Genomic DNA, 20,647 nt, shown 5'->3' on the forward strand with positions numbered 1-20,647 from the left:
GGGGTAGATGATTCGGCCCCCGTTCGCGCAAGCGAGCGGGGGCCGAACTCTGTTGTGGGCGCGAACTATTGCGGCGGCTTGAGCCATTCGCCGGCGTCGGCGACGATGCCCACCGGAACCGCCCCGGTCAGGCTGACGTTCTGCACCGACGGCCCGGCCGCGACGATGGTGGTGTCCTGCAGGATCGGCAACACCGTCGACATGTTCCACAGCCTCGGCTCCACGGCGGTGATCACCTCGTCGATGGGTGTCGTACCGTCAAGCGCGGCATCGATATTCGGCTGAATGCTCTGGTCGCACAGACCCGTGATGTTCGAGGGCGCCTGTACCAGGGTGTCGGAGTCGGGCGCCGATTCCCCCGAGGACGTGGTGGCCGTCGGCGTCTCACTCGGGGTCCCGGTGCCCGACGGGGTCGGTGAGGGTGTCGGTGAGGGTGTCGGGGTTCCCGACGAGGTGGGCGAAGGCGGGGTGGGCGAAGGCGAGGTGGACAGCGGCACCGGCTCCAGCGCCCGGCACCCGTACCTGGACGACAGCGACGTCGCCAGATCACCACCGGCGCGGTGCCAGCCCACGATGGCGTCGACCTGGTTCTCCGCCAACGCTTCTCCGTACAGCACCACCGGATCGAGCGCGGACACCGACGCCGCGATACCGACGTTGCGCAACTGATCGGCCGCGGTGTTGGCCACCGCCACCGACGTCGGATCGTTGGCCGCGACGCCTATCACCAGCGACAGCTGCTCACCGTCCTTGCTGATGATGCCGCGCGTCATCACCGGCGGCGGCGCGGGTGTGGTCGAGGTCCGAGAACCCGCCGAAGGTGTGGGCGTGGCCGAGGGTGTCGTATCGGGCTCGATGGCATAGCCGGCATCTTCCAACAGCGCCAGCGCCGCCACCTGTGTCATGGCCGGCGGTGCCGTCGGCACATAACCGGGATCCGACGGGGCGCGCACCTGAGCCTGCGCCAGCGTCACCGTGTTGTCACTGCCCGCGCCCACGGCAGCCAGCAGATCGACGTCCAGCAGACCCAGAACGGCCTTGCGCACCTGGGTGTCGGTGAGTGCGGGCTGCTGCGCACGGAGCGAAAGCTGCATCACCCGTGGCGTCACGATGCGCGCGGTCCGCACGTCGGGGATGGCCGACAGCTGGGCGAAAGCCGCCGCCCCGCCGTGCACCTGGGCCACCTGGGTATCGCCGTTGCGGATCGAATCAGCAAGTGCCGCAGTCGCTCCGGCGCGGCGGAACAGGATCTGATCGGGGGTGGCCGGTTCCCCCCAGAACCGGTCGTTACGGGCCAGCAGGATCTCATCGCGCTGCGGATCGATGGTGTCGACGCGGAACTGACCGCCGGTGACCGGCAGGGCGCGCGCCAGCCCGGCGGGGAAGCCGCCCGGCACGTCCTTGACGATGTGCGCGGGCAAGATGTCGCTGAAGAGTTCACGCCACGCCGGATACGGCTGAGAAAACGTCACCACCGCGGTCTTGCCGCCGTCGATGGACTGCACCCCGGTGATCAGGTCGTAGCCCGCCGGGTCGACGACGCCGGGCTGGCTGACCATCTGCCGCCACAGGTACCAGAAATCGTCGGCGGCAATCGGTGCGTTGTCGGTCCAGGACGCCTCGGGGCGGATCTTGTAGGTGACGGTGAACTCGCCGTCGACGTCGGTCTGCTCGGCCGACTCGAGCAAGGTGGTGTCCATCTCCCACCGCGACCCCGTGGGCGATGCCGGATCGGGCACCGGACGGAAGGCACTGGGCAGTACCAGCGCGGCAATGGCCGCGTTCACCGGCGACTGGTCGGACAGCAGATGCGGGTTGAACCCCGCACCGATGTTGTCGATACCCATGATGATCTGGGTCGCCTTCGGCGGCGGGGGTGGTGTGCTCTCGGTGGTTTCGGTGCTCTGCGGGGCCGGCGGCGGGCTGACGGTGCACCCGCCGACGAGCATCACCGACAACGCCACGCCGCTCCACAACAGGGCAGACCTGATCGGTGAGCGGCTCGGCACGTCCTTCAGGGTATCGAGGGCGCCGGGACGCACCCGATCAGCTCTTCGCCGCGGCCTTGGCCCGCGACTTCGCCCGGGCGCGCAGCGTGGCAGTCAGCTCGACCTTGCGGACGCGGACGATCTCCGGGGTCACCTCGACACACTCGTCCTCGGCGCAGAACTCCATCGCCTTCTCGAGGTCGAGCTCCAGCGGCCGGGCCAGCGTCTCCATCACGTCGGCGGTGGAGCTGCGCATGTTGGTCAGCTTCTTCTCGCGGGTGATGTTGATGTCGAGATCCTCGGCGCGCGGGTTGATCCCGACGACCTGGCCCTCGTAGGTCTCCTGCCCCGGCTCGACGAAGAACTGCCCGCGGTCGGCCAGCTGGATCATCGCGAACGGGGTGATCTGCCCGGTGCGGTCGGACACCAGCGAACCGGTGTGCCGCGCCCGGATCTCCCCCGCCCACGGACGGTAACCGTCGAACACCGCGTTGGCGATGCCGGTGCCGCGGGTCAGCGTCAGGAAGTCGGTGCGGAACCCGATCAGGCCACGGCTGGGCACGATGAAGTCCATCCGGACCCACCCGGCGGCGTGGTTGGTCATGTCCTCCATGCGGCCCTTGCGCGCGGCCATCAGCTGCGTGATGGCGCCGACGAACTCCTCGGGACAGTCGATGGTCATGGCCTCGAACGGTTCGTGCAGCTTGCCGTCGATGGTCTGCGTGACCACCTGGGGCTTGCCGACGGTCAGCTCGAATCCTTCGCGGCGCATCTGCTCCACCAGGACGGCCAGCGCCAGCTCACCACGGCCCTGCACCTCCCAGGCGTCGGGGCGGCCGATGTCGACCACCTTGATCGACACGTTGCCGACCAGTTCGGAGTCCAGCCGCGACTTGACCATCCGCGCGGTGAGCTTGTGCCCGGAGACCTTGCCGGCCAACGGACTGGTGTTGGTGCCGATGGTCACCGAGATGGCGGGTTCGTCGACCGTGATGCGCGGCAGCGCGTGGGCGTGGTCGACGTCGGCCAGGGTGTCGCCGATCATGATCTCCGGCATGCCCGCCACAGCGACGATGTCGCCGGCGACGGCCTCGTCGGTGGCGGTGCGCTCCACCCCTTCGGTGACCAGGAGCTCGGTGATCTTGGCGTTGGTGATCACCGGATGGCCGTCCACCTCACGCATCCACGCCACCTGCTGGCCTTTGCGGATGCGGCCCTTGTAGATGCGGATGAGCGCCAGGCGGCCCAGGAAGGCGGAGGCGTCGAGGTTGGTCACCAGGGCCTGGAACGGGGCCTCGGGATCACCCTGCGGCGGCGGGATGTGCTCGAGCAGGACGTCGAAGAGGGGGTCGAGATTCTCGCCGTCGGGGTTCTCGCCGTTGGCGGGCTCGGTGGTGCTGGCGATGCCGGCGCGGCCCGAGGCGTACAGGACGGGCAGTCCGAGCGCCTCTTCGGCGGCCTTCTGCGCCTCGTCGTCGAGATCGGAGGCGACGTCGAGCAGCAGGTCGTGGCTCTCGGAGACCACCTCGGAGATGCGCGCGTCCGGGCGGTCGGTCTTGTTGACCACCAGGATCACCGGCAGGTGCGCGGCCAGCGCCTTGCGCAGCACGAAGCGGGTCTGCGGCAGCGGGCCCTCGGAGGCGTCGACCAGGAGCAGCACACCGTCCACCATGGACAGGCCGCGCTCGACTTCACCGCCGAAGTCCGCGTGGCCCGGTGTGTCGATGACGTTGATGACGGTCATGGTGCCGTCGGCGTGATGCCGATGGACGGCGGTGTTCTTCGCCAGGATGGTGATGCCCTTTTCCTTCTCCAGGTCACCAGAGTCCATCAGGCGTTCGATCGCGTCATCACCCCGATGGCTCAGCGCGCCGGACTGCCGAAGCATGGCGTCGACCAGAGTCGTCTTGCCATGGTCGACGTGAGCGACGATCGCGACGTTTCTAAAGTTGGGGCGAGAATCCACGTCGATGATTCTCGCAGTGCGGGTCAGCATTCGCGAAAACGAGGAAAGGAACTGTTGATTTCCAGCAAGTACGCCGGCCTCAAACCGAAGAAGAAATGCTGCCGGTCCAAACCCCGCTGCAAGAAGTGCCCGCTGGTGTTGCACAAGGTGCGCAAGGCCGAACTCGTCGGTATCCACGGCAAGGAACTCGACAAGGTTTTCAAACGCGCACGGAAGGCCTGAAAACGTCACCTGACCTCGTATGACGAGTAGCCTGAACCTATCCGTCTCAGGCTCGCTGGAGGTTGGAGATCATGACGGTTTTCGCAGTACTCACCATCACGGTGATCGTCGTCCTGGCCCTGGCCGCGACGCTCGCCATCTACCTCGGACTGCTCAACTGGATCGGCGCTTTCTACGTCGTGCGGTGTGGCGCATGCCACCATCTGACGTTCTCCGGCGCGAACCAGCCGCGGCAGTCCTGCCCGCATTGCCGGCACCCGGTCCTGATGCATCCGCTCTATGCGGCCCATCACCGGCGTGAGGCCTCAGCGCCGCGGGTGGTCGGCGACCAGCTCCGGTATTGACCAGCGACGAACGTCTCTGACATCTGAGGGATTTCGCCGCCGGGTACCGCGACGGTGTGCGAGCATGCCCACAGTCCGACGCTGCGGTCGGCGGATTGGAGTGGCCGGCATGCGTGCGTTCATTCGGAGCCTGGCGGTCACCGCCGTCGCAGTGCTCGCGGCCCTGGCGCTGGCCATCGGCTCGGTCACCACCGCCGCCGTCAGCTTGACGGCGACCACCGCCCTGATCATGGGCGGCACCGGAAGACCCAATCCGGACGACTTCCCCGGCTACGTGCCCAATGTCGCGCAGTACTACATCTATCCCAACACGGCCTGCCAGCCACCCGACCCGACCACCTGCGATCTGCAGGCGGTGTACACCCCCGAAACCGCGTGGCCCTTGTACGGCGGCCCGGACGCCCTGACGTGGAAACAGTCCATCGTGGAGGGCACCTCATTGTTCGGTGCGGCCGTCGAGCAGCAACTCGAGGCGCTCGGCACCGACGACCACCTCGTTCTGTTCGGCTATTCGCAGAGCGGCGCCATCGTGGCCTTCCAGAAGGAAGCCCTGGCCGAGCTGTCCGACCAGGAGAAGGCGCAGATCGAGTTCGTCGCCATCGGTAACGTCTCCCGTCCCAACGGCGGCCTCAACACCCGGTTGCTCAACTTCTCGTTCCCGATCGTGGAATTCCCGTTCGGCCCGTCGATGCCCACCGACACCGGTATCAAGACCACCGATATCGCGATGAAGTGGGACATCATCGCCGACGCCCCGCTGTACGTGACCAATCCGTTGGCGATGCTCAACGCGATCCTGGGCTTCGAATACGTGCACGGCACCTACCCGTACCCGACGGCGGCCACACCCGACGGCACCCCGGGTGGCTACACCACCGAGCAATGGCAGTGGTTGATGGACCACCCCGAGCTGTATCCCGACCTCGTGGACGTCCAGGAGTACGGCGACACCGAATACATCACCGTCACCCCGACGGTGTTGCCGTTGGTGGCACCGCTGCACGGTATCGGTCTCAAACCACTGGCGGACCTGATCGAACCCGCATTGCGGGTGCTCATCGAGCAGACCGGGTACAACCGCGACATCCCCTACGGCGCGACCACCGGGTTCCGGTTGATCCCGGTCTTCAACCCGATCACCCTGGCGGTCGATCTCGTCAAGGCCATTCCGCAGGGCATCAACCAGATGCTCGCGGGTCTGCGCGGCGAGCCGACGTGGATCGTGCCCGCACCGCCGGAAGCGCTGCTGGACAACAAGTCAGAGGACACCGCGGTCGCCGAGGCAGGTCCGGCGCAGAAGGTATCTGCAGCAGAAGCCGGCCAGGCCACCGTCGGCGACGAAATCACAACCGACGACGCCACAACCGGCGATGGGGCCGCCTTTGAGGCGGAATCCACCCCACTGCACACCAAGCGGGACGTCACCCAGGTCAAGGACGAGGATGCCGCTGCGCCGGATTCCGAGACCGAAGCCGTTGCGGACGCCTCGGAAAAGGAGCCCGAGGCCACGCCCGCAGAAACGAAGAGCGAGAAGGCTGATAGCGACAAGGATGACTCGGACCAGGCCGGCGGTGACAAGGCCGACTCCGCAAAAGACCGCGTCGGTTCCCGCAAGCACGCCAAGCACAGCGGCAAGGACACCGCCGACGCCGCCTGAGCCCATGCTCTGCAGTTGAGACTGACCTCAGTCGACAGATTTGGCTACTTCTGTCGACTGAGGTCAGTCTCAAATTGCCAGCGCCGCAGCCAGATCCGGTAGCCAGGCCGTGTCGGCCGGCACCCAGGACAGCTCGTGCAGTTCGGCCCGAGACACCCATCGCACGGCGCGGTGATCGTGGGCCGCCACCGTGCCGCCGGTCTGATACACCCGGTAGGCCCGCAGCATCATGGTCTCGGAGAGGGAGACGTCGAGACCCATCCGATCACCCACGGCCACGTCGGCCCCGAGTTCCTCGTACAGCTCACGGATCAACGCCTCGGCGTCGGTCTCCCCCGGCCCCACCTTTCCGCCCGGCAATTCCCACAGTCCCTCCAGCTCCGGAGGGCGGACCCGCTGCGCCACCAGCAGACGGCCCGCGCTGATCAGCGCACCGGCGACAACGATCTGGGTCGGCATACCCGGTGACGGTAGTCGGTCCACCGCGTACGGTCGGGGTATGGCTGTGCTGACCGATGACCAAGTGGACGCCGCCGTGAAAGAGCTCGACGGCTGGGAGCGCTCCGACGGCGCGCTGCGGCGGTCCATCAAATTCCCCGCATTTCTCGACGGGATCGACGCAGTGCGTCGCGTCGGCGAACACGCGGAAGCCAAGGACCACCATCCGGATATCGACATCCGCTGGCGGACAGTCACTTTCGTTTTGGTGACCCATTCCGAAGGCGGTATCACCGACAAGGACCTGGAGATGGCCCGCGATATCAACGGGATCGTGGCAACCTGACCCGCAGCGTCGCGATCCACGCCAGGGTGGCCAGCGTCGCCACCAGGTAGACCAACCCTGCCCAGGCCAGATACCAGGGCCGGCTGATCTCCCAGATGGTGGGCTGGGCGAAACTCAGCAGCCACGGCACACCGACGGCGGTCAATACCAACCACCCGATCCCCAGCGTCCGGGCTCCGGGCACGGCGCGGTACGGCCCGTGCAGCAGCCAGATCATCAGCGGGATCAGCCACACCCAGTGGTGAGTCCAGGAGATCGGCGACAGCAGTAGCCCGAACAGACTCACCACCAGAATCGAGCCGAGCCGGTCCAGGTCATCGGTGAAGGCGCCGACCGCGCGCCAGGCGAACCAGGCCAGCACCGCGGTGAGCGCGATGCCCGCCAGCACCAGCGGACCGAATCCGGCGTCATGACCGAGAATCCGCGAGACGGCGCCTCGCCAGGACTGATTGAACGACGTCCCGACGGGACCGACCCGTTGGGCGTCGCCGAGCAGGTCGGTGAAATACCGGGTTGCTTCGGCTCCCATCACCACCCAGGACAGCGCGATGGTGGCGAAGAAGACGACGGCGGAGAACAGCGCCGCACCCCAGCGGCGGGCGGCCAGGAAATGCAGGCCGCTGATCGCCGGGGTCAGCTTGATCCCGGCGGCCACACCGACCAGCAGCCCCGACAGCCACCACCTGTTGCTCGCCACCGCGACCAGGACCGCCAACACCAGCAGCACGTTGACCTGGCCGTAGTCGAAGGTGCTGCGCAGCGGTTCCAGCCAGATCGCCGCGGCCGTCCACACGAACGCAAGACGCCGATCGTGGTCGGTCCCGAGCAACCGCTGACTGACGCGCACCACGCCGTACAGCGCGGCCATGATTCCCAGCTGCCAGCCCAGGGCCACCAACCAGAACGGCAACAGGTGCAGCGGGTAGAACACCACCGCGGCGAACGGCGGATAGGTGAACGGCAGCGGGAAGTCGGGCGTCTGCTCGCCGTAGACGTAGTCATAGACCGCGCCGGGACCGTCTACCGCGTCACCGCCGCCGATGTAGACGTGCAGGTCGACGAAATTGGCGCCGTTGGGGACCAGATACGTCCACGCCAACCGCGCCGCGATGCTCAGCACCAGGAGCAGCGGTGCCAGCGCGGTCAGTCGGGAGCTCGGTCGGCTGTCAGTCATGTGGTTGATCCGCCCGACTCTATCGACGGCGACGCCCTGCTCGGTGTGAGCGCGCGGGCGCGGGGGGTTGCGGCGCGGGCGCAGCCATGCGGGCCGGCCGACACGCCGCGGCCCGGGTCACCTCTGTCCAACGCTCCCGTAACGGTTGAATAAATGCCACACGTGTCACTCGAGTAACACCAGCAACACGGCTACCTTCGGGCTCATACCGAAACGACAAGTAGGGAGAGCCATGTCTCGGATCAGGAGTTTGTTCACCGGAGCCGCAATCGCGGCGGGGGCGACCGCCGCGCTGCTGACAGCGGGGTCCGCCAACGCCGAGCCGGCACCAGCACCAGCGCCGGCCCCGGCACCAGCGCCCGCCGTACCGGGCATGGACATGTTGCAGCAGTTCGTCGCCAACCCGACCGGCGCCATCCAGGCCGCACAGACGCTGCTCACGGCGGTCCCGACCGCACTCGGCGCGGCGCAGGCACCTGCCCCGGCCGCGCCTCCGCTGGCCACCGCGTCGCTGAACGTCCCCAGCACTCCCGGCGCTCTGCCGGTGGCCGACGCCGCGGCGCCGGCACTGAGCGTTCCCGGTATCCCCGGTGTGCCGATGCCGGCCGGCGTCTCGCTGCCGCCGAACCTGACCTCGTTGATCCCGGCCGGGAACTCCGCGGCCGGCATCCCGATCCTGGGCAACTCCACCACCGTGCCCGGCGCGGTGCAGCCGCCCACGCCCGCCGCCCCGGTCGGCGCCGGTCTGGGGACCCTGTTCCCCGTCTCCGCCCTGCCCTGACCCATCACCTCCAGGATTGGACTGCCACCATGTCACGGACGCTGTTCGCCACCACCGCCGTCGCGGTCGGGTCGTCGGCTGCACTGCTCTTCAGCGGCGTCGCCGCTGCGGAACCGGCTCCGATGCCCGTACCCGCACCGATCGACGGCCTCCAGGCACCGGGACTGTCGGCTGTTCAATCCTTGAGTCCCGCTGTGCAGCAGGCGGCCGCCGACCCGAACAACGCCGCCTCCATGTTGATGGCCGCGGCGTCGGCGTTCGCGGGTAATTCCGCGGCGTCCTCGGATTCCCAGAACCTGGCCGCCGCGGTGAGCCAGTTCGTTTCGAATCCGGCGTCGGCGTCCCTGCTGCCTGCGTCCCTACCGGGCGGCATCCCGCTGCCCAGCGGGGCGGTTCTCCCCACGCCGGTGCCGACCGCCGGCGGCGATGCCCAGCATCTGCCGCCGGCCGGCATCGTGCCCGGCGCCGAAGCGCACCTGCCGCCCGGTGTCGACCCGGCACACGCGGTGGGTCCGCAGCCCACCGCCCCCGAGGTGCCCACCGCCCCGGTGGCGCATCTGCCCGGCGAGCCAGTGGCAGCGGCACCCGTCGCTCAGGCTGCGGCACCGGCACCGGAGGCGGCGGTCATGGTCGAGGCGGGTCCGGCGCCGGCACCGGCGCCGGCCGCCGGCCCACCGAGCCCGGCGGCGGCCGCGTTCGGTGTCGACGCCCCGCCGACGCAGGACTTCATGTACCCCTCGATCGGCAACGGCTGCCTGGCCGACGGTGGAAACTCGCTCGCCACAGCCATTTCCGTGGCCGGACCGGCCAAGATCCCGACGCCGGGCCCCGGCGCGGGTCAGACCGCGTACGTGTTCACCGCGGTCGGTACCGCCGGCCCCGCCGAGGTGCAGAAGCTGCCGCTCAATGTCACGTGGGTCAACCTGTCCACGGGCAAGTCCGGCAGCGCCACACTCAAGCCGCGGCCGGACATCAACGCCAACGGCCCGACCACGCTGACCGCCATCGTCGACACCGGATCGGGCAGCATCATCTCGACGATCTTCGGCCAGGTGACCACCACCGAGAAGCAGTGCCAGTTCATGCCGACCATCGGTTCGACCGTCGTCCCATAAGAGCTACCGCCCCGAAAAGCCACGTGCCGGTGCACGTGGCTTTTCGCGTTACTTGGCCTTCGCGGCCGCTTTCGCCGCCTTCTTGTAACTACGCACCTTGTCCAGTGACTCCTGGTCACGCACATCGGCGACGGACTTGAAGGTGCCGTCGGGACCGTAGTCACCGGCCGCCTCACGCCAGCCCGGGCCGTCGAAGCCGTACTGTTTGCCCAACAGCGCCAGGAAGATTCGCGCCTTCTGGTCACCGAAACCGGGCAGCCGCTTGATCCGCAGGTACACCTCGCGGCCGTCAGGATTGCCGTCGGTCCAGATGGCGGCGGCGTCACCGTCGTACTCGTCGACGATCAGCTGCGCCAGCGTCTGCACCCGCTTGGCCATCGAGCCCGGGAAACGGTGGATGGCAGGAGTTTCCGAACACAGCGCCACGAACTTGTCCGGGTCGTAGCCGGCAATCAGCTCGGCGTCCACGGCGCCGATCCGGTCGGCGATCTTCTTCGGCCCGGCGAACGCCGCCTCCATGGGGAACTGCTGATCCAGCAGCATCCCGATCAGCAGGGCCAGCGGATTGGCAGCGAGCAGTGCATCGGCCTCGGGTTCTTGGACCAGCTGCAGGTTCGGCATGGCGATCATTCTAGATTCGCGGGTTACTGTCAGTGCCATGTCGGGCGAGGTCGCAGTCGCACTGGCAGCGGCGCTGCTGCTGGCCGCACTCGTCGCAGCCGTCCTCGTGGTCCGGACCCGTCGAGTGGTCGCCACCCCGACCGAACGCGCCGTGCACGCCGCGCTGCACACCGCCTCACTCGCCGCCCGGGCATTACGCAAGGGCCTGGACGCGGAATCCGCGCAGACCGCGGTGCCCTACCTGCGCGATCTCACCGGCGCCGACGCCGTGGCGCTCTACGACGCCGACGGCAGCGAACTCGCCCACCACCCGCCGGGTGAACGTCACTGGTCGACGCTGATGCAGCGCCGGTGCAGCCGTGCCGTCGAGGCCTGCCTCTCCGGGCAGCGGCGGGTGCTGGTGGGTGGCGAGTTGCCCGCCCTGATCGCCCAGCCGCTGTCACCCGAAGACGGCGGGACCGTCGGGGTGCTGGTGGTGATCACCGAGACGCAGCCCGGCCCCGGGATGCTCGGCGCCGTCGGTGAAGTGGCACGGTATGTCACCAGCCAACTCGAGCTCGCCGAACTCGATGCCTCACGGGCGCGCCTGGACCGCGCCGAGGTGCTGGCGTTGCGGGCCCAGATCAGCCCCCACTTCGTGTACAACGCGCTCAACACCATCGCGTCATTCGTCCGCACCGACCCCGACCGGGCCCGCGAACTCATCTTGGACTTCGCCGATTTCACCCGCTATTCGTTCCGTGCCGCCGGGCCGTACACCGTGCTCTCCGACGAGCTGCGCAACATCGACCGGTACCTGACGCTGGAACGGGCCCGCTTCGGCGCCGCCCTGGACGTCAAACTCCAGGTGGCGCCCGAGGTGCTCAACGTCGTGGTGCCCTTCCTGGCGCTACAACCGTTGGTGGAGAACGCTGTTCGGCATGGTCTGGCCGGACAGCGCGGCGGCACCATCACCCTGATCGCCACCGACGAAGGCGCCGACACCGTCATCTCCGTCGAGGACGACGGGGTGGGCATGGACCCCGACGCGCTGCGCTCGGCGCACGCCGACGCGTTGGGGCCCGACGCCAGCGGCGACCACAGCGCCCACGTCGGGCTGACGAATGTGGACCATCGGCTGCGGGCGGCGTTCGGCAACGACTACGGTCTGGTGGTCGAGACCGCGCCGGGAGCAGGCACCAAGGTGATCATGCGGGTGCCCAAGTTCGCGACGGGCGTGCACGTCTGATGACTTCGCGGAGGAACAACCAGTGACCCGGTTACTCGACGTGCTCGCCGTCGACGACGAGGCCCCGGCGCTCGACGAGCTCACCTATCTGCTGGGCCGGCACCCCTGCGTCGGCAATGTCTACGGTGTCGGCGACGCGAACGCCGCGCTGCGCGAACTGTCCGAACGCGCACTGGATGCGATCTTCCTCGACATCAACATGCCGGGTCTGTCGGGATTGGAATTGGCCGCGGTGCTGGCCAACTTCTCCCAGCCGCCTGCGGTGGTGTTCGTGACCGCGCACGACGACAAGGCTCTGGCGGCCTTCGAGGTCGGGGCCACCGACTACCTGCTCAAACCGCTGCGAACCCAACGCCTCGACGAGGCGGTGCGCCGCGTGTTGGCCGCGCGAAGCGTGGAGGCTGCCGCTCCGCACGACGCCGACGAGGTACTGCCCGTCGAACTCGGCGGCATCACCCGGTTGGTCCGCCGCGACAGCATCGGTTGGGTGGAAGCCGAGGGCGACTATGCGCGGCTGCACTCGGCGTCGGGTTCACATCTGGTGCGGATACCGCTGTCCACCCTCGAAACCCGCTGGCGCAACCTCGGTTTCCAGCGGGTGCACCGGTCCTATCTGGTTTCGCTGCCGTTGGTGACGGGGCTGCGCACCACCGACGGCGGTGTGCTGGTGCGGGTGCGCGAGAACGGCGCGTCCCCCGCAGTCGAGTTGCCGGTGAGCCGCCGCCAGACCCGCGAACTGCGCGACCGCCTGGTGCGCGGCCCAATGCGGAACTACCGCGATGACTGAGCCGCGGCCGTCGCGACAACGCGTGATCCTGGCGCACCGCCGCGGCGCCCGGATGGTCCGCACCCGCGTCGAGGTCCAGGAGCAGACCGAGGTGGGCGACGCCCTGGTGCGCGGCCTGGTGCGGGCTCAGCTGGGCCTGGCGCTGCGGCTGGCCGCGGTGGTGGTCTGCGTCATCGTCGCGATTCCGTTGCTGGGCAATGCCTTTCCCGCCTTCGAACAACTGACGGTGTTCGGCATTCGCGCCAACTGGCTGATCCTGGGGGTGCTGCTGTACCCCATGTTCTACGGCGTGGGCTGGCTGTACGTCCGGCTCGCCGAGCAGAGTGAACGCGATTTCATGGGCATCGTGGACGAAGGGTCCGAGAATCCGTGAACGCCCTCACCCCGCTGACCGCCGCCGCGCTGGTGGCCGCCGCCCTGGCCACGGTGCTGGTGGGCGCCTACGGGGGCCGGCTGTCCCGCACCACCTCGGACTTCCTGGTGGCTTCGCGCACGGTGGGATCGCGGTGGAACGCTGCGGCCATCTCGGGTGAATACCTCTCGGCGGCCTCGTTTCTGGGCGTCGCCGGCCTGGTGGCCAAGTACGGCGCCGACGCCCTCTGGTACCCCATCGGATTCACCGCCGGATACCTGGGCCTGCTGCTGTTCGTCGCGGCGCCGCTGCGCCGCTCCGGCGCCTACACCGTGCCCGATTTCGCCGAGTTCCGGATGGGGTCACGGCGTTTGCGCACCGTGGCCATGCTGGTCGTGGTGGTGATCTGCGTGTTCTATCTGGTGCCGCAGTATCAGGGCGCCGGACTCACACTCAAGATCCTGCTCGGTGTGCCGGTGTGGATCGGACCGGTGGCCGTGGGAGCCATCGTGATCGCCAACGTGGTGGGTGGTGGCATGCGCTCGATCACCTTCGTGCAGGCGTTCCAGTACTGGCTCAAACTCACCGCCATCGCCGTTCCGGCGCTCGCCCTGCTGGCGCTGTTCCTGTCCGACCGCACCGAACTCGGTGGACCGATGCCTCCCACCGTCCAGGAACAGACGACGGTGGCCGTGGACACCGACGTCGTGGTGCAGGTCGACCAACCCGCCGGGGTCAGCGTCGACGGCGCCCCCTTACCCGCACCGGGGCGCTACACCCTGACCGAGGGCACCACCATGACGCTGGCCGCCGGTGCCGCCACCCCGGTGGTCGCCGGCGCCCCGACCACCGGCTCCGCGTGGATCTCCTCCGGCGGCGGGCTGGGCGGTGAACATCCGCTCTACCAAGTACTTTCGATCATCGTCGCCACCTTCCTGGGCACCATGGGGCTACCCCATGTGCTGGTGCGCTTCTACACCAACCCCGACGGCCGGGCGGCCCGGCGCACCGCGCTGGCGGTGATCGCCCTGCTGGCGCTGTTCTACCTGTTTCCCACCCTGCTCGGGGTCTTCGCCCGGCTCTACGTGCCGCAGCTGCTCATCACCGGCACCGCCGACGCCGCAGTGCTGCTGCTGCCCAGCGCCGCGATCGGCGGGGTGGTGGGCGCCGGACTGGCCGCGCTGGTGGCCGCCGGGGCCATCGCGGCGTTCCTGGCGACGTCCTCGGGGCTGTTGGTGAGCATCGCGGGTGCGCTGTCCACCGACGTGCTGCGCGGCCGGGTCCGCGATTTCCGGCTGGCTGCGGTGGTGGGCGGCGTGGTGCCGATCCCGCTGGCGCTGGCGGCCTCCTCACTGGAACTGTCGCGCAGCGTCGGCCTGGCTTTCGCCGTCGCCGCTTCCACCCTGTGCCCGCTGCTGGTGCTGGGCATCTGGTGGCGCGGGCTGACCAGCGCCGGCGCCATCAGCGGGCTCCTGGTGGGCGGTGTGCTCTCCGGCGTCGCAACGACCCTGGCCGTCATCGGCGGGCTGGACGACGGCGCCCTCGGCGGATGGCCCGCGACGCTCATCGGCTATCCCGCAGCCGTCACGGTGCCGCTGGCCTTCCTGACGATGATCGTGGTCAGCCGGCTCACAGCCTCCACCAGACCCCCGGATGTGGCCCGCATCTTCGCCCGCATGCACGTGCCCGAGCGGCTCGGCATGGGTGTGGAGCGGTTGCCCCGCGAGTCGCACTGAGGTGCGTTTCCGGCGTCCCCCGCGGTACGGCCGGCAACCGCGATCGCGGCCGGAACCGATGCCGTTGTACCGTCGACCGTGCCCGATTCGTCCACCGAACTGCAGTTCATCGCCGTCGCCCAGGACGATCCCCGGGCCGCACCGCTGCTCGATGAACTGACCGTCGAGTACAGCTCTCGCTACGGCGCCCGATTACCTCTGGAGTACCAGAACATGCGGGCCTATCCGGCAGAAGAGTTCGCGCCCCCCGGCGGCGCACTGATCCTCGGCCTACGCGACGGAATCACGGTGGCGGGCGGTGCATTTCGGCGCTACGACCCTGCCACGGCGGAGCTCAAACGCATCTGGACGGCGTCCTCGCACCGTCAGCGCGGGTACGGCAAACTCGTGGTGGCCGAGTTGGAACGTGTGGCACGGCAGCGCGGTTATCGGCGCGTCTACCTCACCACGGGACCCCGCCAACCCGAAGCGGTGGCCCTGTATCTGTCGGCCGGTTACCGACCGCTGTATGACCAGTCGCTGCCGAGCCTCGAGGTCGGCGTGCACCCGTTCGAGAAGGATCTGCCGGACGCGGGGTGACCGTTCGTCGCCGCTGACTGACCGCTCACCGCACCGAGCCCCTGTTTCACCGGGTTCACCTGGGGAAACACTTCGGTTGTGACGTGAGTCTCAATACGCTCACGCACATATGCGGTTCACATTCGACCAGTCAGGAGCACCCGCGGTGTCCACCACCGAAAGTCGGCCGGCCCCCACCGGCCAAGAGTTCATCGCCATGCAGGCGAGCCCTGAGTTCCAGGAGCTCAAGGGCCGCCTGCGCCGCTTCGTCTTCCCGATGACGGCGTTCTTCCTCATCTGGTACGGCGTCTATGTCCTGCTCGGCGCGTTCGCCCACGACTTCATGGCCACCCAGGTCTGGGGCAACATCAACGTGGGCCTCATCATCGGACTCGGCCAGTTCCTGTCCACCTTCGTCATCACCGGTCTCTACGTTCGTTTCGCCAACCGTGAGTTGGACCCGCGCGCCGCGGCCATCCGTGAAGAGCTGGAAGGACCGCTCCAGTGAATCGGACTCTCCTCGCCGCCACCGAGACCGTCGGTAACCCGGCGGCCAATATCGGCATCTTCGCCCTGTTCGTCGTCGTCACCATGATCGTGGTGATCCGCGCCAGCAAGCGCAACGCCACCGCTGATGAGTTCTTCACCGGCGGCCGTGCCTTCTCCGGCCCGCAGAACGGCATCGCCATCGCCGGCGACTACCTGTCGGCGGCCAGCTTCCTCGGCATCGCCGGGGCCATCGCCGTGTACGGCTACGACGGCTTCCTGTACTCCATCGGCTTCCTGGTGGCCTGGCTGGTGGCTCTGCTGCTGGTCGCCGAATTGCTGCGCAACACAGGCAGATTCACCATGGCCGACGTGCTGAGCTTCCGGCTCAAGCAGAAGCCCGTCCGGGTGGCCGCCGCCACCTCGACGCTGACGGTGTCGCTGTTCTACCTGCTGGCGCAGATGGCGGGCGCCGGCGGACTGGTGGCCCTGCTGCTCAACATCAACAGCCGCAGCGGCCAGTCGGTGGTCATCGCCGTCGTCGGCGTCCTGATGATCGTCTACGTCCTCGTCGGCGGCATGAAGGGCACCACCTGGGTGCAGATCATCAAGGCCGTTCTGCTGATCGCCGGCGCCGGTTTGATGACCGTGATGGTTCTGGCCAAGTTCGGGCTGAACTTCTCCGAGATCCTCGGCTCGGCCCAGGCTGCCATCTCCAGTGCCACCACCGAGGGTGTGGCCAGCCGTGACGTACTGGCCCCCGGCGCACAGTACGGCGGTTCGCTGACTTCACAGATCAACTTCATCTCCCTGGCGCTGGCCCTGGTGCTCGGCACCGCCGGCCTGCCGCACGTGCTGATGCGGTTCTACACCGTGCCGACGGCCAAGGAAGCGCGCAAGTCCGTGGTGTGGGCAATTGCCCTGATCGGCGCGTTCTACCTGTTCACCCTGGTGCTGGGGTATGGCGCCGCGGCGCTGGTGGGCCCGGACCGGATCCTCGGTGCGGCCGGCGGCGTCAACTCCGCGGCTCCCCTGCTGGCACTGGAGTTGGGCGGTGTGGTCCTGCTGGGCGTCATCTCCGCCGTCGCCTTCGCCACCATCCTGGCTGTGGTCGCGGGCCTGACCATCACCGCGTCGGCGTCGTTCGCCCACGACATCTATGCCTCGGTCCTGAAGTCACACAAGGTCACCGAAGACGAACAGGTGAAGGTCTCCCGGATCACCGCGGTGGTGCTGGGCGTCCTGGCCATCGGCCTCGGCATCCTGGCCAACGGACAGAACGTCGCCTTCCTGGTGGCGCTGGCCTTCGCCATCGCCGCGGCGGCCAACCTGCCGACCATCGTGTATTCGCTGTACTGGAAACGGTTCAACACCCGCGGCGCGCTGTGGAGCATGTACGGCGGCCTGATCTCCACGCTGGTGCTGATCGTGTTCTCCCCGGCGGTCTCCGGGGCGAAGACGGCGATGATCCCCGGCGCCGACTTCGCCTGGTTCCCGCTGGCCAACCCGGGCATCGTGTCGATCCCGCTGGCGTTCATCCTCGGCATCGTCGGCACCCTGACCTCCAAGCACAGCGAAGGTTCGGAGATCGCCGCCGAGATGGAGGTGCGGTCCCTGACCGGTGTGGGCGCCGAAAAAGCAGTAGCTCACTAAGACCCCTCACGAAGGCGGCGGCGGACCGGATGGTCTGCCGCCGTCTTTGTGGGTATGGGATCTCGGGTGGGAAGCACACCGCACCGGGCCGCGTTGGATCAGTCCGTGGCCACATTGCAGGAAGCGGTTGACGCGCGTCCGCGGCGCCGTCACGGGTTTGCGCTGATCACCTATGCGCTGACGGTGGTGATGCTAGGTGGCACGCTCCCGACCCCGATGTACGAGGTGTACGGCGAGCGGATGCAGTTCTCGGTGCTCACCACCACGATCATCTTCGCCACCTACGCGGGTGCGGTGTTGTCGGCGCTGCTGTTCTTCGGCAGGTGGTCCGACGCGATCGGGCGGCGGCCGATGCTCGTTGCCGGCGCCGTGCTGGCCATTGCCAGTTCGGTGACGTTCTTGACCGCCGAATCGATTCCCGTCCTGCTGATCGGCCGCGCACTGTCGGGCTTGTCGGTGGGCATTTTCGCCGGCACCGCCACCGCGGCGATCATCGAGGCCGCCTCCCCGAAGTGGCGTCCCCGCGCCGCCGCCGTGGCCACCGTCGCCAACCTCGGCAGCCTGGGTCTGGGCAGTGTGGTCGCCGGGTTACTCGTGCAGTACGCCCCGTCCCCGCTGGAGCTCAGTTTCGCCCTGCACACCGCGCTGGTACTCCTGGCGGTGATAGCGCTGTTGCTGGCCCCGGAGACGTCACAACGGCAGGGCCGTATCGGGATTCAGCGGCTGGCGGTGCCACCGCAGACCCGGTCTGTGTTCGTCGTCGCCGCCACGGCGGCGTTCGCGGGCTTCGCGGTCAATGCCCTGTTCGCCTCGGTGGTGCCGTCGCTGGTGGCCAACCTCATGGGAGTGCACAACCACGCGGTCGCCGGGGCGGTGGCCGGGCTGATGGTGCTCGCTGCTGCCTTCACCCAACCGGTCGCGCTGCTGGTTGCGCCGAAGCGCGCGGTGGCCGTGGGCAGTGCGGTGCTGGTGGTCGCCATGGTGATGCTCGTTGTCGCCCTTCGGTTCTCGTCACTGTGGGGGCTCATCGTCGCCGGGGCCGTCGCTGGTATCGGCCAGGGCCTGAGCTTCGGCCGCGGCCTGGCCGCGGTGTCGGAGTGCACCCCGCCGGAACGCCGCGCCGAAGTCAGCTCGTCGTACTTTCTTGTCGCCTACGTGGCGCTGTCACTACCCGTGATCGGTTTCGGCGCCGCCGCCCAGCACTGGGGTCTACAGCTGACCGGCGAGGTGTTCGCCGGCATCGTCGGCGTGCTGGCCGTCCTCTGTCTGGTGGCGATCCTGCGTCTGGAGCGCCGCAGCGAGTGATTTGGGCGCGTTTTCAACCGCTGAGCGGTTGTCAGCGCGCCAAAATCCCAAGAGCGCTACACGATTCAGGTGGCTACCGGGTCAGCCGCTCTTGCGGCGGAATTCGCGACGGTTCTCGACGGGCCCATGCTGTTTGGGCTGCTTGGCGCCGCCGTCACGGTGCTCGGCGCCGGTAGACGACTTGGCTTTCTTGCGTTCCAGCGCCTCCCGGAACTTGCGCTTGGTGTCGTCTTCGGAAAGTTCGTCCGGGCCCGCTTCGTCAGCCATAGCGCACAGCCTAGCGCTCTTTCCCACCAGCACGGACGTGCGCAAACCATAAAACGCGACGGCGTCTGCGTCCGGGGAGTCGCACGCTCCTGGGATCGGGGTCAGCGGATACCCGGCGGCATGCCGTAGAGGTGGGCGATCGGCAGGGTCAGCACCACCCGGCGGTCGGTCACCATGGCTTCGCGGTACTCGTCCCAGTCCGGATGCTCACCAGCGATGTTGCGATACAACACAACCAACGCTTCCACGGTCTCGTCGTGCGGGTCGGCGGCGGGCGGTGTGAGGACGGCGTCGCCCTCGGCCACCGCATACGACCAGCCGTCATCGGAACTCACCAGAATCGACGCACGCGCATCGCGTCGCAGGTTGCGCGTCTTGGCCCGCGGCTCGGTGATCGACACCTGGATCACCACGTTGCGAGCGTCGAAGTGATAGGAGACATTGGACAGCTGCGGACGCCCGTCACGCTTGATCGTCGCCAGCACTCCAAGCGAATTGCCGCTGATCACGGCCAGGAGCTTGTCGTCGAAAACCTGTCGGGTCATCTGCTGAGCCTACTCAAAGTCCCGCCCGCCGGTAGATGCCCGAGCAACCGTTGACGGCTTTGGCATCGGGGCATCCTCGACGGCGTTTGTGCCGCCCCGGTCCGGACGTTCTGAGTTCAAGCCCACTGGACCGGATCGGACGGTTCCGCCGGAACCGCCCGAGCATGACGCTGGTGGAATTTCGGCTGACGCGGGCGTCGGTACGCTCGACAGCGATGGACGAGACCACACGGCACAAAGCGGAACTGACCGGCGTATCCGAGACCGCCCTACTGACGCTGGCGGTGCGGGCTGCCGAGGCCCGCAGGCCCGACGCGATCATCGACGACCCGGTGGCGGTTCGGCTCAGAGATTCGATCGACTTCGACTTCGCGAAGTTCGGCCAGACCAGCCGCCAGGACATGGCGATCCGGGCGAAGGCGTTCGACCTGGCCACGAAGGACTACCTGCGGACGCACCCCGAGGCAACCGTGGTGGCGCTCGCGGAGGGGCTGCAGACCAGCTTCTGGCGTCTCGACGCCGCCTTGCCCGAGGCCCGGTTCCGTTGGCTGACAGTGGATTTCCCACCGATCGTGCACATCCGCGAACAGTTGCTGCCCACCTCATCGCGCATCACGACGGCGGCTCAGTCGGCGCTGGACTACAGCTGGATGGATCAGGTGGATCCGTCGACCGGGGTGTTCATCACCGCCGAGGGCCTGCTGATGTACCTGCAGCCCGACGAGGCTCTGGGGTTGATCGCCGAGTGCGCACGCCGGTTCCCCGGCGGGCAGATGGTCTTCGATCTGGCCCCGCCGTGGTTCGCCGGGTTGGCGAAAAAAGGCTGGCTGCGACCGTCACGCCGCTACACCATGCCGCCGATGCCGTTCTCCAGGACGGTGCCGGAACTGGCCGAACTCGCCCACACCATTCCCGGTGTCACCGCCGTGCACGACATGCCGACCCCCCGCGGCCGAGGCCTGGTGATGAACGCGGTGATCAGCGGTGTGTTCAACAACCCCGCGCTGCACCGGCTGCGCCCCTCCTTCACCCTGCTCGAATTCGGCTGAACACCTCGCCGACTTCGGGCTGAGCCCCC

Annotated in this window: 21 protein-coding genes; 14 read left to right on the plus strand and 7 right to left on the minus strand. The window is 68.1% G+C overall.

The window, feature by feature from the left end; all coding sequences use genetic code 11:
* Nucleotides 1-65 precede the first annotated feature (65 nt).
* Together NL241_RS27155 and typA are read right to left on the minus strand one after the other, a co-directional pair.
* The gene (locus tag NL241_RS27155; RefSeq protein WP_494398398.1) at nucleotides 66-1,949 is read right to left on the minus strand and encodes an ABC transporter family substrate-binding protein; all 1,884 of its coding nucleotides are present in this window, start codon (nucleotides 1,947-1,949) and stop codon (nucleotides 66-68) included.
* A 97-nt stretch (nucleotides 1,950-2,046) separates the two neighbouring features.
* A complete protein-coding gene (typA, locus tag NL241_RS27160) occupies nucleotides 2,047-3,984 on the minus strand; it encodes a translational GTPase TypA (protein WP_487692989.1) in 1,938 nt (645 codons plus the stop codon).
* Nucleotides 3,985-4,247: 263 nt separating this feature from the next.
* Here typA and NL241_RS27165 point away from each other — a divergent pair, with 263 nt between their 5' ends.
* Together NL241_RS27165 and NL241_RS27170 are read left to right on the plus strand one after the other, a co-directional pair.
* Entirely contained in the window at nucleotides 4,248-4,520 is a 273-nt protein-coding gene (locus NL241_RS27165; RefSeq protein ID WP_487692988.1) for a hypothetical protein, read from the plus strand.
* A gap of 109 nt (nucleotides 4,521-4,629) precedes the next feature.
* Nucleotides 4,630-6,177, plus strand: a complete 1,548-nt coding sequence (locus NL241_RS27170) for a PE-PPE domain-containing protein (RefSeq protein WP_494395543.1) — start codon at nucleotides 4,630-4,632, stop codon at nucleotides 6,175-6,177.
* Between the two features lie 69 nt (nucleotides 6,178-6,246).
* Here NL241_RS27170 and NL241_RS27175 read toward each other — a convergent pair whose 3' ends face one another.
* A complete protein-coding gene (locus tag NL241_RS27175) occupies nucleotides 6,247-6,636 on the minus strand; it encodes a (deoxy)nucleoside triphosphate pyrophosphohydrolase (protein ID WP_494395544.1) in 390 nt (129 codons plus the stop codon).
* 40 nt (nucleotides 6,637-6,676) lie between these two features.
* Here NL241_RS27175 and NL241_RS27180 point away from each other — a divergent pair, with 40 nt between their 5' ends.
* Nucleotides 6,677-6,961 (plus strand): 4a-hydroxytetrahydrobiopterin dehydratase, encoded by a 285-nt coding sequence (locus tag NL241_RS27180; protein WP_494395545.1) that lies wholly within the window; start codon nucleotides 6,677-6,679, stop codon nucleotides 6,959-6,961.
* On the opposite strand, the gene NL241_RS27185 is transcribed toward NL241_RS27180, so the two are convergent.
* Complete coding sequence (locus tag NL241_RS27185; RefSeq protein WP_494395546.1) at nucleotides 6,939-8,135, minus strand: mannosyltransferase; 1,197 nt, start codon at nucleotides 8,133-8,135, stop codon at nucleotides 6,939-6,941. The two genes, NL241_RS27180 and NL241_RS27185, sit on opposite strands and share 23 nt — an antisense overlap.
* 232 nt (nucleotides 8,136-8,367) lie before the next feature.
* Between NL241_RS27185 and NL241_RS27190 the strand changes: the two genes are divergently transcribed.
* Together NL241_RS27190 and NL241_RS27195 are read left to right on the plus strand one after the other, a co-directional pair.
* On the plus strand, nucleotides 8,368-8,916 hold the full coding sequence (locus NL241_RS27190) for a hypothetical protein (protein WP_487692983.1): 549 nt from the start codon (nucleotides 8,368-8,370) through the stop codon (nucleotides 8,914-8,916).
* A gap of 29 nt (nucleotides 8,917-8,945) precedes the next feature.
* Nucleotides 8,946-10,031 (plus strand): Rv1157c family protein, encoded by a 1,086-nt coding sequence (locus NL241_RS27195; RefSeq protein WP_487692982.1) that lies wholly within the window; start codon nucleotides 8,946-8,948, stop codon nucleotides 10,029-10,031.
* 48 nt (nucleotides 10,032-10,079) lie between these two features.
* Here the strand turns inward: NL241_RS27195 and NL241_RS27200 are convergent, their stop codons facing one another.
* Nucleotides 10,080-10,652 (minus strand): HhH-GPD-type base excision DNA repair protein, encoded by a 573-nt coding sequence (locus NL241_RS27200; protein ID WP_494395547.1) that lies wholly within the window; start codon nucleotides 10,650-10,652, stop codon nucleotides 10,080-10,082.
* 37 nt (nucleotides 10,653-10,689) lie between these two features.
* Here NL241_RS27200 and NL241_RS27205 point away from each other — a divergent pair, with 37 nt between their 5' ends.
* The 8 genes from NL241_RS27205 (at nucleotide 10,690) to NL241_RS27240 (ending at nucleotide 18,757) form a co-directional block, all read left to right on the plus strand.
* On the plus strand, nucleotides 10,690-11,880 hold the full coding sequence (locus NL241_RS27205; protein WP_494395548.1) for a sensor histidine kinase: 1,191 nt from the start codon (nucleotides 10,690-10,692) through the stop codon (nucleotides 11,878-11,880).
* Between the two features lie 22 nt (nucleotides 11,881-11,902).
* Nucleotides 11,903-12,667, plus strand: coding sequence for a LytR/AlgR family response regulator transcription factor (locus tag NL241_RS27210; protein ID WP_487692964.1), 765 nt, complete (start codon nucleotides 11,903-11,905; stop codon nucleotides 12,665-12,667).
* The gene (locus NL241_RS27215) at nucleotides 12,660-13,040 is read left to right on the plus strand and encodes a hypothetical protein (RefSeq protein WP_487692963.1); all 381 of its coding nucleotides are present in this window, start codon (nucleotides 12,660-12,662) and stop codon (nucleotides 13,038-13,040) included. The genes NL241_RS27210 and NL241_RS27215 overlap by 8 nt, the downstream gene beginning before the upstream one ends.
* Nucleotides 13,037-14,755: a sodium/solute symporter gene (locus tag NL241_RS27220; protein WP_487692962.1), complete on the plus strand. Its 1,719-nt coding sequence runs from the start codon at nucleotides 13,037-13,039 to the stop codon at nucleotides 14,753-14,755. The genes NL241_RS27215 and NL241_RS27220 overlap by 4 nt, the downstream gene beginning before the upstream one ends.
* 78 nt (nucleotides 14,756-14,833) lie before the next feature.
* Nucleotides 14,834-15,334: a GNAT family N-acetyltransferase gene (locus tag NL241_RS27225; RefSeq protein ID WP_494395549.1), complete on the plus strand. Its 501-nt coding sequence runs from the start codon at nucleotides 14,834-14,836 to the stop codon at nucleotides 15,332-15,334.
* Nucleotides 15,335-15,443: 109 nt separating this feature from the next.
* Nucleotides 15,444-15,821, plus strand: a complete 378-nt coding sequence (locus NL241_RS27230; protein WP_494395550.1) for a DUF485 domain-containing protein — start codon at nucleotides 15,444-15,446, stop codon at nucleotides 15,819-15,821.
* Nucleotides 15,818-17,452, plus strand: coding sequence for a monocarboxylic acid transporter (locus NL241_RS27235; protein ID WP_494395551.1), 1,635 nt, complete (start codon nucleotides 15,818-15,820; stop codon nucleotides 17,450-17,452). Before NL241_RS27230 ends, NL241_RS27235 begins: the two co-directional genes overlap by 4 nt.
* 66 nt (nucleotides 17,453-17,518) lie before the next feature.
* Nucleotides 17,519-18,757, plus strand: coding sequence for an MFS transporter (locus NL241_RS27240; RefSeq protein WP_487692958.1), 1,239 nt, complete (start codon nucleotides 17,519-17,521; stop codon nucleotides 18,755-18,757).
* 81 nt (nucleotides 18,758-18,838) lie between these two features.
* On the opposite strand, the gene NL241_RS27245 is transcribed toward NL241_RS27240, so the two are convergent.
* Nucleotides 18,839-19,024, minus strand: a complete 186-nt coding sequence (locus tag NL241_RS27245; protein ID WP_487692957.1) for a DUF5302 domain-containing protein — start codon at nucleotides 19,022-19,024, stop codon at nucleotides 18,839-18,841.
* Between the two features lie 101 nt (nucleotides 19,025-19,125).
* Nucleotides 19,126-19,569: a PPOX class F420-dependent oxidoreductase gene (locus NL241_RS27250; RefSeq protein WP_494395552.1), complete on the minus strand. Its 444-nt coding sequence runs from the start codon at nucleotides 19,567-19,569 to the stop codon at nucleotides 19,126-19,128.
* A 215-nt stretch (nucleotides 19,570-19,784) separates the two neighbouring features.
* On the opposite strand from NL241_RS27250, the gene NL241_RS27255 reads away from it, so the two are divergent.
* Entirely contained in the window at nucleotides 19,785-20,618 is an 834-nt protein-coding gene (locus tag NL241_RS27255) for a class I SAM-dependent methyltransferase (RefSeq protein ID WP_494395553.1), read from the plus strand.
* Nucleotides 20,619-20,647 lie beyond the last annotated feature (29 nt).

This window comes from Mycolicibacterium sp. SMGY-1XX, from assembly GCF_059132455.1.